General features: G+C 60.6%; 12 protein-coding genes. 4 read left to right on the plus strand and 8 right to left on the minus strand.

Annotated features, from left to right (window positions below):
* The first annotated feature begins 179 nt into the window (after nucleotides 1-179).
* Nucleotides 180-950 carry a L,D-transpeptidase gene (locus tag V6L75_RS04945; protein WP_334250486.1) on the plus strand — a complete coding sequence of 257 codons (771 nt, stop codon included), beginning with the start codon at nucleotides 180-182 and terminating at the stop codon, nucleotides 948-950.
* A gap of 66 nt (nucleotides 951-1,016) precedes the next feature.
* Here the strand turns inward: V6L75_RS04945 and trhA are convergent, their stop codons facing one another.
* Complete coding sequence (gene trhA / locus V6L75_RS04950; protein WP_334250398.1) at nucleotides 1,017-1,667, minus strand: PAQR family membrane homeostasis protein TrhA; 651 nt, start codon at nucleotides 1,665-1,667, stop codon at nucleotides 1,017-1,019.
* Between the two features lie 330 nt (nucleotides 1,668-1,997).
* Here trhA and V6L75_RS04955 point away from each other — a divergent pair, with 330 nt between their 5' ends.
* Nucleotides 1,998-3,485 carry an ATP-binding protein gene (locus tag V6L75_RS04955; RefSeq protein ID WP_334250399.1) on the plus strand — a complete coding sequence of 496 codons (1,488 nt, stop codon included), beginning with the start codon at nucleotides 1,998-2,000 and terminating at the stop codon, nucleotides 3,483-3,485.
* A gap of 97 nt (nucleotides 3,486-3,582) precedes the next feature.
* Here the strand turns inward: V6L75_RS04955 and V6L75_RS04960 are convergent, their stop codons facing one another.
* Both V6L75_RS04960 and V6L75_RS04965 read right to left on the minus strand, forming a co-directional pair.
* On the minus strand, nucleotides 3,583-5,616 hold the full coding sequence (locus tag V6L75_RS04960; protein ID WP_334250400.1) for a methyl-accepting chemotaxis protein: 2,034 nt from the start codon (nucleotides 5,614-5,616) through the stop codon (nucleotides 3,583-3,585).
* A 149-nt stretch (nucleotides 5,617-5,765) separates the two neighbouring features.
* Nucleotides 5,766-6,029 (minus strand): hypothetical protein, encoded by a 264-nt coding sequence (locus V6L75_RS04965; RefSeq protein WP_334250401.1) that lies wholly within the window; start codon nucleotides 6,027-6,029, stop codon nucleotides 5,766-5,768.
* 264 nt (nucleotides 6,030-6,293) lie between these two features.
* Here V6L75_RS04965 and V6L75_RS04970 point away from each other — a divergent pair, with 264 nt between their 5' ends.
* Nucleotides 6,294-6,809, plus strand: a complete 516-nt coding sequence (locus tag V6L75_RS04970) for a hypothetical protein (RefSeq protein ID WP_334250402.1) — start codon at nucleotides 6,294-6,296, stop codon at nucleotides 6,807-6,809.
* Nucleotides 6,810-7,083: 274 nt separating this feature from the next.
* A complete protein-coding gene (locus V6L75_RS04975; protein WP_334250403.1) occupies nucleotides 7,084-9,516 on the plus strand; it encodes a methyl-accepting chemotaxis protein in 2,433 nt (810 codons plus the stop codon).
* A 96-nt stretch (nucleotides 9,517-9,612) separates the two neighbouring features.
* Here the strand turns inward: V6L75_RS04975 and V6L75_RS04980 are convergent, their stop codons facing one another.
* The 5 genes from V6L75_RS04980 to V6L75_RS05000 form a co-directional block, all read right to left on the minus strand.
* A complete protein-coding gene (locus V6L75_RS04980) occupies nucleotides 9,613-10,515 on the minus strand; it encodes a sugar transferase (protein ID WP_334250404.1) in 903 nt (300 codons plus the stop codon).
* Nucleotides 10,516-10,910: 395 nt separating this feature from the next.
* Nucleotides 10,911-13,049, minus strand: a complete 2,139-nt coding sequence (locus V6L75_RS04985; protein WP_334250405.1) for a GumC family protein — start codon at nucleotides 13,047-13,049, stop codon at nucleotides 10,911-10,913.
* A gap of 82 nt (nucleotides 13,050-13,131) precedes the next feature.
* The gene (locus tag V6L75_RS04990) at nucleotides 13,132-13,956 is read right to left on the minus strand and encodes a metallophosphoesterase (protein ID WP_334250406.1); all 825 of its coding nucleotides are present in this window, start codon (nucleotides 13,954-13,956) and stop codon (nucleotides 13,132-13,134) included.
* Nucleotides 13,953-15,398, minus strand: coding sequence for an O-antigen ligase family protein (locus V6L75_RS04995; RefSeq protein ID WP_334250407.1), 1,446 nt, complete (start codon nucleotides 15,396-15,398; stop codon nucleotides 13,953-13,955). The genes V6L75_RS04990 and V6L75_RS04995 overlap by 4 nt, the downstream gene beginning before the upstream one ends.
* A 43-nt stretch (nucleotides 15,399-15,441) precedes the next feature.
* Nucleotides 15,442-16,065, minus strand: coding sequence for a hypothetical protein (locus tag V6L75_RS05000; RefSeq protein ID WP_334250408.1), 624 nt, complete (start codon nucleotides 16,063-16,065; stop codon nucleotides 15,442-15,444).
* Between the last annotated feature and the right edge of the window lie 339 nt (nucleotides 16,066-16,404).

The following is a 16,404-nucleotide window of genomic DNA, read 5'->3' on the forward strand; positions in this document are numbered from 1 at the left end:
TGCTTTTCATATAGGCATTCCACCGCCCAGCATGGCAAGCCGAACCGTATATCTGTGGCGGAATTGCCGCGCTCGCGGGGATTTCATTTGTTCATTCCGCGCGAATATTGCCTTCTCCCCATGAACCGGCGCAAAAGGTGGCGTTTATGACGGTTCGTCAGGTCAAGGGTGAGCCCAAAATGGCAGCTGATGTTGCTTCGGAATTTGAAAATGGATCGCGCGGACTGAGCCGCCGCGGTTTTCTCTTCACAGGTGCGGCGCTCATGGCCTTGTCGGCCGCAGGGTGCCAGACGCTGGTGCAGCCTGTCGGTCTGCCGAATCAGCCGCCGCTGCCCGACGAGAAGTTCGACTATGATCTGGCCTATGCCGCCCGCAAGGATGGCGAGTGGGATATTCCGGCGATCAAGTACAAGAACTTCGACCGGCAGTTCTGGCGCCAGGTTGTGGACTACGAAAGCAAGGAAGCGCCGGGGACGATCATCGTCGATCCCTACAATCACTTCCTGTACTGGACCATCTCCCGCAAGAAAGCCCTGCGTTATGGCATCGGTGTCGGCAAGGCAGGCTTTGGCTGGTCTGGCGATGCGACGATTCGCATGAAGCAGGAATGGCCCGCATGGTTCCCGCCAAAGGAAATGATCGAGCGCCGCCCTGAACTGAAGAAGTACAAGGATGGCAAGATGGAGGGCGGCATCGAGAACCCGCTCGGTGCCCGCGCGCTTTATCTGTGGCAGGGCAATGTGGACACGCTTTACCGCATTCACGGCACCACCGAGCCTCAGAGCATCGGCCGCAGCGTATCGAGCGGTTGCATCCGCATGTGGCATCAGGACGTTATTGACCTTTACGAACGTGTTCCGATGAACACAAAGGTCGTTGTTCTGGGTGATGCCATTCCGGACAGCGTGAAGAAGCAGATGGCCGAGGCCGAAAAGAAGAAGGCCGGCTGAGCCGCTTTCATTCCGGCTTTTCGAGTAGACCAGGCCCCGCAGCGTGCGGGGCCTTTTCGTTCCAGCTCAGGTCAGAACGGGTGTCAGGGCCACATCGGAGAGAATGGCCCCGAAGTGGCAGATGGCTGCAGCCAGGACGAAACTGTGCCAGATGGCATTCTGGAAGGGCAGGGCCTTCCAGGCGTAGAAGGCCGTGCCTGCAGAATAGAGCGCGCCGCCTGCCACCAGCAGCCAGAAGCCCAGCGGGGACGCGTTTTCCAGCAGCGGCTGATAGGCAAAAACAATGACCCAGCCAAGCGCCAGGCAGATCGGCACAGTGTACTTGTCAAAGCGCTGCAGGCGCACCAGCTTGATGATTGCGCAGGTGATTGCTCCGGTCCAGACGGCTGCCAGCACCAGCATGCCTGGCCAGCCGCCGATAACCATGGCCGCAAAGGGAGTGTATGTCCCTGCGATCATCAGAAAAATGGCCGCATGATCGAGCCGGCGGAACCAGCTGGCGTGGTTGTTCTTGGCCAGCATGTTGTAGAGCGCCGAACAGATCAGCATGGCCATCAGGCAAGCGGTGTAAATTGAAATGCTGGCAATTCGCCCGGCCGCGTCCTCCTGCGGGAGGACAAGGGCTAGAAGAATGATGGTGGCCGCTATCCCCAGGGCTATGCCGATGACATGCACCGCTCCGTCTGCAATCCGCTCTGCTCTCGTCTGTTCGCGCATGTGTCCCTCTTCTGCCGCGCTTTCCGGTTACGTCAACGTAACGTCAGATCGGCCGGAAGGCCAGAACCTACTGCAAGAAATGTCATGCATCGGGGCTGGGACAGGAAATGGCAAGCGGTGGTTGGCTTCAATAACGGGAAGGTGGAAGAACGGGGGAATCGGCTTCACCCGCCGCGGAAAATCGCTATGTTTGCGGCGCAGAGCATTGACCTTGCCTATCTTGAGGGAGTACCGCCGGACAACAGGGTTTAACCGGCAGGATTCAAGGGGTGGCAATGCCATGCCCAAGGTCTGTGGACCTAACCGGATTTCAGCGGCACGGGACGGGGAATGACGGTCAGCATCGATATTGGCGAAATGTCAGGCGGCGCAAAGGCGCTGATGGATCTGGAAGAACTGCTCGCAACGCGCCTGCTGGTGCAGGGCAATTCCGGCTCTGGCAAGTCGCATCTTCTGCGCCGTCTTCTCGAGCAATCCGCCAGCTGGGTACAGCAGGCGATCATTGATCCTGAGGGTGACTTCGTCAGCCTCGCCGATAAATTCGGCCATGTGGTGGTGGACGCCGCCGGAACCGAGCGCGACCTGCAGATGATCGCCGCCCGCGTGCGGGCGCACCGGGTCTCCGTCGTGCTCAATCTGGAAGGCCTTGATGCGGACCGGCAGATGAAGGCGGCAGCGACCTTCCTTGACGGCCTGTTCGATGCGGACCGTGACCAGTGGTATCCGATGCTGGTGGTGGTGGACGAGGCGCAGCTTTTTGCCCCTGCCGCTGCCGGTGAGGTGAGCGAAGAGGCGCGCCGCCGCTCGCTGACGGCGATGACAAACCTCATGTGCCGCGGCCGTAAACGCGGGCTGGCAGGGATCATCGCGACGCAGCGCCTTGCCAAGCTGGCCAAGAACGTGGCGGCGGAAGCTTCCAACTTCCTCATGGGCCGAACCTTCCTGGACATCGACATGGCCCGCGCGGCCGATCTGCTGGGCATGGAACGGCGGCAGGCGGAAGCATTCCGCAATCTCGACCGGGGCCATTTCATCGCATTGGGGCCTGCCATGTCCCGCCGTCCTGTGCCGGTGCGCATCGGGCCGGTGGAGACCTCTGGCCGCGGCGGCGGACCGAAGCTGACGCCACTTCCAGACAAGCCCGCGGAAGATGCCAAGGACCTGATCTTCACGCCCATGCCGGATGAAGCCGTACGTATCCGCCCGCGCGCACCAGAGCCGGTTTCGACGGCGGAGATCCTGACGCAGCTGTCGGCTGCGGGGCGCATGGAGAGCGCGCGCAACCAGCCCGCGCCGCAGCCTGATGAACCGCCGGTGGACACGGCTGAACGGGACGCGGCCATTGACGTGATCATGACGGAAATTCTGGCGGAGCCCGAGGCAGCCTTCCAGCCGGTGGCGGCGCTCTATCAGGACTTCCAGGTCCGTTGCCGTATCGCCAAGGTGCCTGGCGGTGTGCCGGATCTGTCCGTTTTCCGCGAGAAGCTGTCGGTCGCCCGTGCGGGCGTCGACAGCGGTGAAGTGGACACCAGCGACTGGGAGAAGGCTGCGTTGATTGCAGCCGAGCTGCCGGAGGACATGCGCGGCGTCTATCTGCTGCTGGCCAAGGCGGCGCTGGCCAAGGCGCCGTGCCCGCCGAATGCTGAAATCGCCAAGGCCTATGGCACCCGTTCGCCGGGCCGCGCCCGCTGGCTGCTGGCCCATATGGAGGAACGGGGCTTTCTGCTCTGCGCCACAGACATGCGCGGCAACCGGATTGTCACGCTGACGGATCTGGGATGGCAGACAGCCCCGGGCGATGCGGAAGCGGCCGCTTGAGAGCCTTCTCAAGGTCTGACGTGCCAGAGCCCGCCGTGCTGAAATGAAAAAGGGGCGCCGCAGCGCCCCTTCGGTTCCTTTTGATGGCGGTTTCCTGTCAGGCGGCGCGGACGCGCTGAAGGAAGCTTGCGATTGTCTCTTCCAGCTTTGCCGCTTGCCGGGTCACGTCCTGCGAGGCCTGCAGAACATCGCTGGCAGATCCGCTGGTTTCCTGTGCCGACTGCATCACATTGCCGACGCTGCCGCTCATGTCGCTGGTGCAATCTGCGGCACGCTGAACGTTCACCGTGATTTCACGCGTTGCCTCGCCCTGCTGGGAAATGGCATCGGCGATGGTGGTGGTGAACTGGTTCACCTCACCCATGGTCTCGGCAATTTCCTGGATCGAGCCAACCGCCTCGCGGGTGGAAGACTGAATACCGCTGATCTGCGAAGAGATTTCCTCGGTTGCCTTGGCGGTTTGGTTGGCCAGTTCCTTCACTTCCGCTGCAACCACTGCAAAGCCCCGTCCGGCTTCGCCCGCACGGGCTGCCTCGATGGTGGCGTTGAGGGCAAGAAGATTGGTCTGCTCGGCAATGGCCTGGATGAGCTGCACCACTTCGCCGATCTTCTGGGCTGCAATATCAAGGCTGCCGACCCGGTCGTTGGAGAGAGCGGCAGCACGGGCTGCAGCTTCAACCACGCCCTTGGTCTGGTCCACCTGGCGGCTGATTTCACCGATGGAAGCGGACAGCTCCTCGGCCGCAGAAGCAACTGTCTGGACGCTGATCTGTGCCGTTTCCGAAGAGGCTGCAACGGTGGAAACCTTGCTGGAGGTCGCCTGAGCAATGGAGGTTAGTGCACCTGCCGTCTGTTCCATCCGGCCCGAGTTGGCAGAAACCTCGGAAATGGCCTGGCGGACCTCTGCCTCAAAGTCCTGGATCAGTGCCTCGACATGCTCCTGCCGGGCAAGGCGCGCCTGCTGCGCCGCCTCGCTTTCGCCCTGCAGCTTCACCCGTTCGATCGCATTTTCCACGAAGACGCCGAGAGCACCGGCCATCATGCCGATCTCGTCCTTCCGCTCCCGGTGTGCGACGGGACTGTCCACATCCCCGGCAGCAAGACCCCGCATGCGCTGGGTCAGCTGGGAAATGGGACGGGAGATATTGCCGCCCAGAAGCCACATCAATGCCGTGCCTGCCGCAAGGATGACCAGAGCCAGGATGATTGCGGTATTGCGTGTGGTGATGGCCGCTGCCAGCAGCTCACTCTCATCGACGCTGAGAATGACGAACCATTTCTGGCTGGTGTTCACGAGCGGAATGGCGCGGATCGCTTCATAGACGCCATCCGTTTCCTTCATGGAGATGCCGTCCTGGGCCTGCGAAAGGCGGGAAATCAGGCTCTGATCCGCTTTCTTGCCCAACAGGCTGCTGTCAGGATGGGAAACCCAGACACCTCCCTCACTGATCAGGCCGACGTAGCCGGTCTCGTAGGGATCGAAGGAGGCTACCTGCTTCTGAAGTCCTTCCAGGGACACGTCGATCGTAGCGCCGCCAGCACCGCTGCCCTTTGTGTCCAGGATGGGCGAAGAGGCAGTCGCCATAAGGACATCAACGTTGTTGACCGGATAGAGATAGGGCTCGGTGACTGTATCCTGCCGCAGCTGACGGGGCTTGTCATACCACTCTTCCGATCCGCTATCTCCGCCGAAAATCAGCGGATCCATCGCAACCTTGCCGTCCGCATGGTAGAAATAGGGAATGAAACGGCCGTTGGCGTCCGAGAAGCTGGTTCCCTTGTTGTCCGCATCAAGACCGGCGTAATCGGGTTCAAGAATGGCGCCGCCGCCAACGAACTGCGGGTTACGGGCAATGATCTGCTGCATCACGGCGCCGTAGGCATTGCGATCCGTAATTCCGGCATGGAGCAGGCCTTCCATCGCATCTGCGGCAGAGCGTGCCGCCAGCTGAGCCTCTGCTACGGTCTTGCTGACCTGTGTGGCGAGAGACAGCGTTGCCTGAGTAACCTGCTCTTCGCCTGACCTGCGGGCAGAAGATTGCATCATTGCCGAGATCACTGCGATGACCACGACAAACCCGATGACAAATACGGCACTCGCCGAAATGAAGATGCGGCTTTTCAGCGACATGGAATGCTCCGAACATCTTGAACAAGTGCCGGAATTCTGCGTGCATGCAGTGAAAAAAGAGTAACCCTTCAGGAATAAATACAAATTTGATAGCCAGCTATCGAATATATGGCCACTTATTCCTCAGCGTAAGATGAAGGGCGCGCCACCTAAAGCGCACGGCGCATCCGGGACATGGGGGCAGTGGAAGGCTGCGCGGATGGAACCGGAAACTCCGGGTCCGCCAGTAAAAACCTGAGTTGCGCCAGTTCCAGCTCCAACCCTTCAATGGTCCGGGCGAGCACTGTGTCGAGATAGCTGCCGGCCGGGGCATTGCTGCGGATACGGCTGGCCTGATTGAGCGTCGCCCGCAGATAGCGCGCAACGTCTTCCACTTCGAAGCGGGTGATGCTGATATCCATCTGTCCGTCCATGGCAGTGACTCTGGTTCGTTCTCTTTTTGTTCTTATATCCCGTTCCTTCCAGGCAGGCAAGAGGAGTCTCCGCTCCTGCCTGGGGCTGCTCAATCAGGGCCTTCCGGATCAGCATCAACACCTGTCCATTCCCGGCTTGCGCTTTGCCGCAAGACTGACATGATCGCTTGAGACAGAAAGCGGGATGGCAGGGATTCTGCTGCTTTAAAATTTGCTGCGGTCCCGGCGCAGACCGGGGTGCGCCACATGGGGTGAGTGCCGGAAATGCTGAAGACAACCGTGTTCGCAATTGGGCTTGTCCTGCCGGGGGCTGTTCTTGCCGCCGACGCCACTGCGCCTGTGCGCGAGATCATGAAGATGACGGAAGCGAATTGGTCCGAGAGCGGGACTGAATATCAGGACATATTTGACGCCAGCCGGCTGAAGGCCCTGTTCAGCTCCGATTTTGCTGCAAGTTACGAGAAGGCGATGCAGGGCGAGTATGCCCGCGAGAGCGGCTCGCCATTCGATTATGATGTGATCGTCAACGCTCAGGATGGCTGTCCGCTTAAGAATGTCACCATCACCGCCGCTCCGCCGCAGGGCGCCGTGACAGATGTGAAGGCCCGTTTTCAGGCCGTCACCTGTTTTGGGCAGGAAGCCGAGTATCAGGCTTACAGCGAAACCTTGTTCAAGGTTATCGTCGAGAACGGCCAGCCGGTCGTCGATGATATCGTGCTGTCGATGGATGGCGCACCCTTCTCGATCAAGTCGGAATTGAGTGCCGCAGGCAGCCAATAAGCTGACCGCAAGGCACTTGATGAAACGGCTGACGGCAAGTCTGCCTAACCTTCGGTCCCGGGAATCCTGCTGCCTCATTTATTTCGGGCAAGTGCCTGCGCCGGAGTCGAGGCAGAGTCTCCTGGTTTCTGGTGCAGAGTCATTCCGCCGGAGAGTGCGGCTTTTAAGCTTGAAGTGCTTCCGGAGGCTCGAGGTGATTTATTTAATCTGACCAAATTTACTGAATTTTTATTCCGCTACCCCGTAATTCCTGCAAGGGTAACGGGAGTTGAGTATGCCGGGGCTGCGCGGGGGTTTTTCCCATCTGAAAGTTTCCACCAAGCTGGCGGGCGGTTTCGCCGCCATGATCCTTCTGACGGGTTTGGCGGGCGGGGCAGGTACACTGGCTGTGCTGGACCTCAAGGAAAAGCAGGCCATCAGTGGTCTGGCGACGGAGTCGATTGCCGCGCTTCAGGAGGCATCGGCTGCACGGCAGGCCTATCTGGCAGCGCCTGCCGCAGAAGCTGCACAAACGGCAGAAGACAGGCTTTCAGCATTGGCGGGCCAGCTTGCCCAGCTCCAGTCCCGCCTTGTTGAAGGCGATGCCCGGGCCGCGACACAGACAGCCTCGAACGCAGTCGCGGAGCTGCAGGCGAATTTCACCGAAGTTGTCGGCACCATCGCCGCCCGGCAGACTCAGCTTGAGCGGTTGACGGCTTCTGCGGGTAAACTCGACACGCTCGTGACATCGATCAGCGACCAGATGCAGCAGACGCAGCGCGCTGCCATTGACGAAAGCAAGAAGGCTGGAGGCACGCGTGACCGGGCCGACCGCGTGGTGCGGCCCTTGTCCGGCATGCTGGAAAACCTGCTGATGGTCGAGATCACGCTGCTGCGTGCAGGGCGCGACGGGAATCTTGCTCTTATCGGCGATGCCGTCTCCCTAAGTGGGCATCTCACAGATGCCGCCGGGGCGATTGCCAAGGTCAAGGGGAGCGGCATTGAGCCTGCCAGTCTGGCGGCGCTGACCGAAGGCCTGACGGCCTTTGCCACCCGCCTGCAGCCGCTTGGTGCAATGGATAACCCTTGGGGCCGCCGCGCGGCGGTTGCTGTTCTGGCCGGAGAGCTGGAAGGGGTGCGCAAGCAGGCCTCCACTCTGCAGCAAAACCTCTACGCTGTGCAGGATGAGGCCCGCAAATCGGCAGCCGCTGCCCAGAGCAGGGCCGGGATTGTTGATCTGGTCAAGAGCAACGTGGACAAGCTGACCCGCGCCGTACTGGAGTTGCGCTCGGCCACGATGGAAACACTGGCCGCAGATGGGCCGTTCAAGCCCGATCCGGTGCTGAACCGCATGGAATCCCTGCGGACCCTTGCCAACACGCTGGCCGCTGACGCAGGTGCCTTTCCCGAAATCAAACCCGCCGTGGAGGCCATTACGGCCGAGGTGGATGTCTATGCGGCCGAATTCGCAAGCCTGACCAGTGCCCTGCAGCAACTGGCCGAAACCGCGGCTGCGCTGGATGCCTTGTCGGCAGATGTGCGTCAGCAGATCAGCCAGCTCGCCAGCGCCCAGTCTCAGGCAGCGTTCTCCGCCGCCAACGGTGCTCTGGGCACGATTGGCGGCGCGGTTGCTCTTGCCATTGCGGCAGGCATCGGCCTAGCGGTCCTGCTGGCCATGCTCATTACCCGGCCGCTGCGCGCCATTGGCGGGCAGATGGAACGGCTGGCAGAAGGGCGCACAGACATTGATCTGTCGCAGGAGGCGCGCCGGGATGAGTTCGGCGGCATGATGCGCACCATCCGCGTTTTCCGCGACAACATCCTCGAGCGTCAGCGGCTTGAAGCGGCCAATGAAGAGGAAGCCCGCGCCCAGGCGGAGCGGCAGGAAAGGATGACGGCACTGATTGCCAGCTTCCGGGACCGGGTGCAGGAAACGCTCGCGGCTGTGGGTGAAACGGCATCCGGTATGGAGGGCACTGCGCAGGCGCTTGCCGGAATAGCAGGCGAAAGCGCGCGCCAGGCCGGCAATACGCTGGATGTCAGCGGCGTGGCGGCCCATAGCGTCGAGAGCGTTGCAGGCGCCGCCGAGGAACTGGCAGCCTCCATCGGCGAAATCGGCTCCCAGGTGCAGCGCACCAGCCAGGTTGTTGAAATGGCTGCCGCCTCTGTGGACGACACCAATCGCAAGGTTGAAAGCCTGTCGGAAGCTGCCGACCGCATCGGCGAGGTCGTGACACTGATCCGTGCCATTGCCGAGCAGACCAACCTCCTGGCCCTGAATGCCACCATCGAAGCCGCCCGTGCCGGTGAAGCCGGCCGCGGCTTTGCGGTAGTGGCCTCCGAGGTGAAGGAACTTGCGACGCAGACGTCCAAGGCGACTGAGGAAATTTCCGGACAGATTTCCGCCATTCAGGATTCCACCCGGGCAGCCGTCGAGGCCATCGTGGGCATTGCCCGCACCATGTCTGACGTCAACAGCTACACCACGGCCATTGCAGGGGCCGTGACGCAGCAAGGGGCAGCGACGGGTGAAATCTCCGGCAACGTTCAGAAGGCAGCCGAGAGCACGCAGGCCGTGCGCGGCAACATGAACGCCCTGTCTGCGACGGTGGAACAGGCCAGCGAAGTGTCTGGCCAGGTTCTGGAGGCAAGCGAAAAGCTCGCCGCCCGCACCTCGGACCTGCGCAGTGAAGTGGAGCGCTTCCTCGACGGTATCGCGGCGGCGTAATCGCTGAGCAGACGGCCTGCCGTTCAGCTTGGGAATGGAAAGAAGGGCACAGCTGATTCTGTGCCCTTTTTGATGGCATGCCGCTATTGCTTGGGATCAGTAGCCGGAACCGCGTGTGAATTCGTTGACCACGGTCATCACGATGATCTTCAGGTCGCCCCGCGTGCTCTGGGACTTGAGATACTGCAGATCATACTCCAGCCGCATGGACGCATGGTAGGGATCGGTCGTCTCGCCGCGGAAGCCGTTGACCTGCGCAAGGCCGGTGATACCGGGCCGCACCTGATGGCGGGTCAGGTAGCGGGTGTCGAACTCTTCATAAAGCTTGCCTGCAGCGAGCATGCCCGGCACATGGGGGCGGGGACCGACAAGAGACATCTCGCCTTTCAGCACATTCCAGAGCTGCGGCAGTTCGTCGAAATTAGACTTGCGCAGGAAGCGGCCAATCGGCGTGATGCGCGGGTCGTTTTTCCGGGTCTGGGCGACGCCGGTCGCATCCTGCTTGGCCACATACATGGAGCGGAACTTGAGCGCCATGAACAGCTCGTTGTTACGGCCGTAGCGCGCTTGACGGAAGATCACCGGGCCTGGGCTCGACAATTTGACGCCAATGGCAAGACCAGCAAGCAGGGGGCTTAGAAGGATAAGGCCTGCAGCGCTGCCGGCAATGTCAATGCTGCGCTTCAGGAAGGGACGGATGCGGGCGCGCAGGCCGTTGTGGATACCGCTGGCGGCGGCCAGCGCATCCTGCAAGGTCTCTTCCGGGGCTGGAATGGCGGGTTGATGAACTTGGCTGGTGCCCGTTTGAGCAGCCAAAGGTGCCCCAAGTTCAACCGGCAGAGCAACGCCATGCTGCCGGCCTGCTGTCAACGGGCCTACGTGGCGCCCGGGAGCAAGATTGCGTTCGGAAAGGGCTCTGGAGAAGAAGGGAAGGCGTCTTGCAGCCTTCACCGGAGTCGAACGCTTGCGTGCTTCGCCATCCATAAACTCGTGCACCATCGCAATCTCCAAACGCATAAGAAATCAATATTGCCCGTCCGTGACGGGCTGCTTTAATCAGGTTGCGCTTCAAAAAGGCGCAGTGTGTAACAATCTGAATAATTCTCAGTTTTCTTTTAACTTTTACGTAACACATCCCGCACTGCAGCGCAATTGGGATGCTGCGGCACTTTTGAGCATCTTTCCGTTGCGGGAGCCCAGATTTCAGCCGCCCGCATGTTTGCGCCGTCCATTCATGCGAGGCAGTGCCTATGAAAGCGCATCGAAAAATTGCCGGGCAATGGCATGTGCCCGGCAATGAACTTGAGAATGAGCAGATATCAGGTCAGTTTCTCAACCTGCGTTGAACAATCCTTGCGGGGATGATGCAATTTATCTGCCTGATGTCCTTTGTGTCACTCGCTGTAATAGTCAGAGTAAGTGTTATAAAACGAGTGCTTGCCTTCCTGCTGATTGAGGACAGTCAGAATACGGCACCGTTCGTTCTTTGTCTGGTTGAGGCGCTGGATGGCATTGACGCACATGCGCTGCGGAGTCCGGGCCCAACGGATCACAAACGTGATCACATCCGCATACTTCGCGAGATAAAGGCCATCGACGACCGGCTCGATCGGCGGGGAATCCAGGACGATGTAGTCAAAGCGGGGACGCGCAGTCTGGATCAGCCGGGAAAACTTCTCTTGTGTGAGCAGCTGATCCGTCGGCACGTCTGCCCGGCGGGCGCCAACGACAGCTGTGAGTGAAGTTTTCGGGTCGGACCTCACGATATTCTGCAGCAACTCATCCGAACCGATGTCGCCGATCAGGAAGTCCACCAGTCCATTGGACGGCTCGATGTTCAGATGGCGCTGGATACTCGGCTTACGGAAGTCACAATCGATGATCAGCGTGCTTGCGCCCGAAAGAGCAAGCGTTCGGGCCAGCGAGAGGGCGAGCGTCGACTTGCCTTCGCCAGGCATGGCGGAAGACAGCATGATCACACGTCCGGCCTTCTTGGCATCTTCAGGCTTCGGAGCCATGGAGTTCTGAAGCGCATTATCAAGCGTTGCCCGGAGTCTGCGGATGGATTCCGCATACATTGACAAGGGGCTGTCGACCAGCGCATCGGAAACCGAATGCATGGCGGCCGTATTGGCCGTGTGCCGTGGGACAACAGTTGCCAGCGGCAGGCGTGTGACGGCCTGAACCTGCTCTTCATCGGTGAAGCCACCGACAAAATTCTCGAAGATGAAGGCAAGTGCCAGGCCGGCTCCGATGGCGAAGAGAGTCGCCACACCAAGTATCAGAGGGACCTTGGGCGAGCTGGGGCGGTTCGGCGGATAGGCGGGAGACACGACGCGGCTGTCGGCGATCTGTAGCGCCGCTTCGGTTTCCAGCGCCTGCGACCTGGCCAGCAGCGTCTGGTATTGTGTCGTGGCGTTGCGGGAGATCTGCTGCAGGCGGTAGATCTGGGCCAGCATGTCGGCCGGCAGGTTGCTGTTGAGGATCGCGCTGCTCAGGTCCCGCCGCAGCGTTGCGGCCTCCTGCTCGTAGGTGGCAGCGGAGTTCTGCAACTGCTGCAGGGCGGTGGTGGACTGCTCCTTGAGCCCGGCGTTGATCTTGTCCAGTTCCGCGCGCAGGTTGACGGCCCGGGCAGATCCGCTTTCAGCCTGCGCCAGACTGCGCTCAAGTTCCATGCGCTGACGGTTCAACTCCGCCACGGCTGCATCCTGGAGATTATCCGCAACGCTCTGCCAGTCGCTTTGCGAAACGCTCTGGCGCAGGGCCTGCACCCGGTTTTCGGTCATCGACCGTTCGGAGAGCAGCTGGTCGATCCGGCCGCGCATCGTGGTCAGATCGGTTCGTCCGGTCTGTTCAGCAATCGCATTGACGTTGGAGAGAATGAAGTCGTCATAGGCCTTTTCGGCGGAAATGACGGCAGACTCTGCATCCGCTACCTGCCGCTCCACGATATCGCGCGAGTCCCGCGTGTTCGACGTCTTGGATTCGATCTGCAGGCGGATGTAGGTGGTGGTGATGGCATTGGCGAGTTCGGCAGCTCTTGCCGGATCCTCGGAGCGCACGCTGACTGCAATCAGATAGGTCAGACCGCGGCGCGAGACCGAGACATTGTTCTTGAATTTGGCCAGAACGTTGCCAAGCGCTTCCTCTCCGGCCGGCAGCCTCAGGTCCCTGATGCGAAGAAAGGCGAGCAGCCTGTCGCGAAGGCCGATTTTGACCCCGAACTCGGGATCTGTCACCAGCCCCTTTTCGGCAATGACGGACAGGAGAACTGCGTCTGAATCGACGATCTCAACCTCGCTCTCCACGCGCGCGCTGTCTGCGGACGTGGACCCGAGGGCACTGCTGGGATCAAGGAGGTTCTTGCGGCTTGGATCCACCAGTACGAGGGCGGTCCCTGTGTAGAGCGGCGTAATCGAAAAGAGCGCTATCCCTGCGACGGCCAGAACGATCGCAATGGTCGCAAGGATGAGACGGATCTGGCGGCGGACGATGCCGAAAATATGGCGGAAATCAATCTCTGCGTCATCCATGAAAAGAAATCTTTCCTGTCAGACTGAGGGGAGGGCTCAGGTCTTGGGTCAATGATTGAAGATAAAGCATTATCGCGGAAAGTCATACTTGAGCCGTGCCCATACGTCCAGCACCGGTCTGCAGGAACGAGATGCCGCCATCATAGGTCACGCGCAGTGCAGTCAGTATTCCTGTCGCGTAGGCACCAGTATCGATGGCTATGCGGTTCCGGTGCACCTCCGGCGTCTCGACCACTGTATGGCCATGCACCACGATGGCGCCGTGATCGGCCGTGCTGTCCAGGAAGCCGCCCCTGATGCGGGTCAGGTCGATGTCGTTCTGCAGGGCAACCGGCACACCTGGCCGGATTCCTGCATGCGCAAATATGATGCCGGGCATTGCGCAGGCAGTCGGCAGGCTGTCCAGCAGATTGAGGTGCTCTTCCGGGATGTAGCTGCGCAGCAGCGGGTAGGCAGCCTTTGGATTGCGCCGCAGGCTGTCGGTCTCGTCGGCACTCATGCCATATGAGAACAGGGCTTCCTGTCCGCCGTGGGCAAGCCAGGCCATGTTTGCCTTTGGGTCTTCCAGAAAGCCGAGCATCATCAGCTCGTGGTTGCCGGCAAGGATGATGCGCTCCATGCCGCCGCGCGGTGGGGCCAGCATGCGGTCAAGCATCTGCGCCGTGGCAGGGCCCCGGTCGACAAGGTCACCAAGAAGGACGATCAGTGCTGGACCGGGGAAACCAGCTGCGTCGGCCAGGATCATCGCCTCCAGTTCCTCGAACAGGTCCAGCCGTCCGTGGATGTCGCCGATGGCATAGAGCACCTGAGGCCGGTCATCGTGAATGATGACGCGCGGGTTGCCTGATTCTTTTATGCTGTTGCGACCGGAAAGCAGGCTGTTGAAGGCTGCCAGCAAGCGTTTCAAGGCTGGCCCCCGTTCTCTGCGCTCTGGCGACCGGCACGCTCGCTGGCACCGGCATACCCGAGACCTAACAGAACGACGAACAGGAAGGTGACCGCCTCGATCTCCAGACTGAAATCGACAAGCGAATGGACGGCGCCAAGGACAATGGCTCCCGCTGCGGCGCAGATCTCGATCTGCCTGTTGCCGCGGCGCAAGACCGCGCCCAGCAATGAAATCATGATGAGGGCTATGATGACCATCGGAAGAGAGCCGAAAACGATACCCATTTCGCTCCAGTGGGCGAGATAGGTGGAATGCGCCCTGTCATAAACAACGGCAGTGGACCGGGGCATGATGTTGTAAAGCGGATAGGCGGCTTCAAAACTGCTGGCGCCGAAGCCGAGCAGAGGCCTGTCCTGGATCATCTTCAAGGTGTTCTCATAGACGGCAAGGCGGACATCCGCATCGCGCTCGACGGTCAGGCTGCGTTCCAGCGTACCCTGTCCATAGACGGCGATGATGGCAATGGCACCCGCGACCATAAGGGCAAGTCCGGTCAGTCGTCCGCGCAGGGTGGACAGGCGCAGCAAAATGGCCGTCACCAGGCCGCATCCGGTAGCAAAGAGCCCCATGCGCGAGTTTGAGGCGGCAAGAGCTGCCGTCATGATGAGGAAGGCCGTCGCCGCCAGAACCTGTGACGAGGAAATTCTGAAACCACGCTTCGGCAGGCCGCTGCGCTGGCCCACGCCCCGCAATTGCGGCGGTGGAACGCCAGGTTCATCTGCCGCCGGCGGCAGGGCAAGCAGGGCAGCCAGAATGGCCCCGAAGCCGATGAACGTTGCAAACGAGTTGCGGTTCACGAAGGTGCCGGTCGCATCGCCCATATACTGGCTTTTTTCGATGAAGAGCACCCCGTCACCAAGATAGAGCAGAGCAACGATGGCGTAGAGCGCCTGCAGCGTCACGATGCCTGTCAGAAACAGGGTGATCCGCCGCGCCCTGTTCTTGCGCACACCGGCCTGGGCGGCAAGGAAGAAGAGAACACCGTAAGACAGCCAGCGCAGGAGTGCCAGAAACGTGTCGCCGGGAACCAGACTGGCAGTACCGGTTTCAAACGTTGCGCCTGTCTGCCCCTTGAAGGTGAAGCTGCCAATGGGCAGAATCTGGAACAGCATGAATGCGGCGGCGCCAAGGAACGGGATGACCACGGGCCATGCCGATGACAGGGGCAGCCGCAGGGTGCCACCACCGGAGCGGCCAAGCTGGAAGCAATACCAGGAGAACACGAGCCCTAGGACCAGCGCCCAGAGCGCCCAGAAAACAGGCCTGTTGCTGCCGAGCGGCACCGGCGCGGCGAATATGACGGCAATGAGAATGCGGCCGGCCATGTCATTGAGGCGCGTTGTGCCGCTGCCACCTGCCGACAGGCTGTTTCGGGAAGTTCTGGTCCTGCTGCTCAACATCTGATGATCTCTGAAAACACTGTTCTTGTCTCGTTGAGGCTTGTCAGGAATCCTGACGGGACAGTGCACGCAACTGCTTTAGAAACTGGGCCTTCGCCGTATCTGGCAACTTGTCTATAACGCCGATCAATGCCTGTCCGTTTTCTCCGTGCTGCTTGTAGATCTCAGCCAGCCGGGCAGGGCCATTCCTGGACATTGCCAGTAACGTCACATCCGGCACAAAGACAGCCTGAGCTGCCTCGCCCATCCCGGAAAGCCTTGGCAGCAGAAAACGGATACGCGAGACCGCCAGCCAGCCTTCGCCAGCAGAGGCCTCCTGGGAGCGCCTGAGGGCAGCGGTAGCAGCAGGCATATCCCCAAGGGCGTCCTGTGCCTTTGCCTGAATGAGCCAGGCTAGCCCATCTGCCGGGGAGGACGCGTTCACGCCCTCTGACAGGGCAAGGCAGCTGCGCGCGCCGGCCAGCCGCTGTTCCTGAGGCAGCAGCCGGGCATAGACGGAGGAAAGTGCCTCGTCACAATCGCGCATCAGAAGTTTGTTTGCGTAGGTTGAGTGGCTGACATGGGCGGTGCCGTTGTAAAGCGGTTCCAGCCGTTCTGCCATGTTGCCGGAGCGGGTGAAGAAGGCACTGCTTTCGCCAAGCACGGCATCGAGGCCTGCTGCTGCCATGCATAAACCGGCGAGAGCACCGGCAAATGCGCGGCCGGCGGGGAAGTTAACTCTACGGGAGGCCAAGGCTAAAATCACTCTGCATTTTTGCCTGCAATGCAAGCTTAACGTGAACCTGAAACCATGGTGATGCGTCTAGCATGACCATGTCTGTTACCCACATCACGATATTGCGTATTACACTGAAAAACTGAATAGAAGCGGAAAGCGGCGGTGCCCAGATCCACCCCAAGAATGCCGGAACGCCGGGCTTGCGATGCGCATGAATGGCGGTAACCATGAAGGCAAGGTGGGTTAACGAGATCTTTAAAAACTGATGACAAGTGTTAGAGGGTATGG

This window comes from Pannonibacter anstelovis, from assembly GCF_036881715.1.
GTDB classification, from domain to species: Bacteria; Pseudomonadota; Alphaproteobacteria; order Rhizobiales; family Stappiaceae; genus Pannonibacter; species Pannonibacter anstelovis.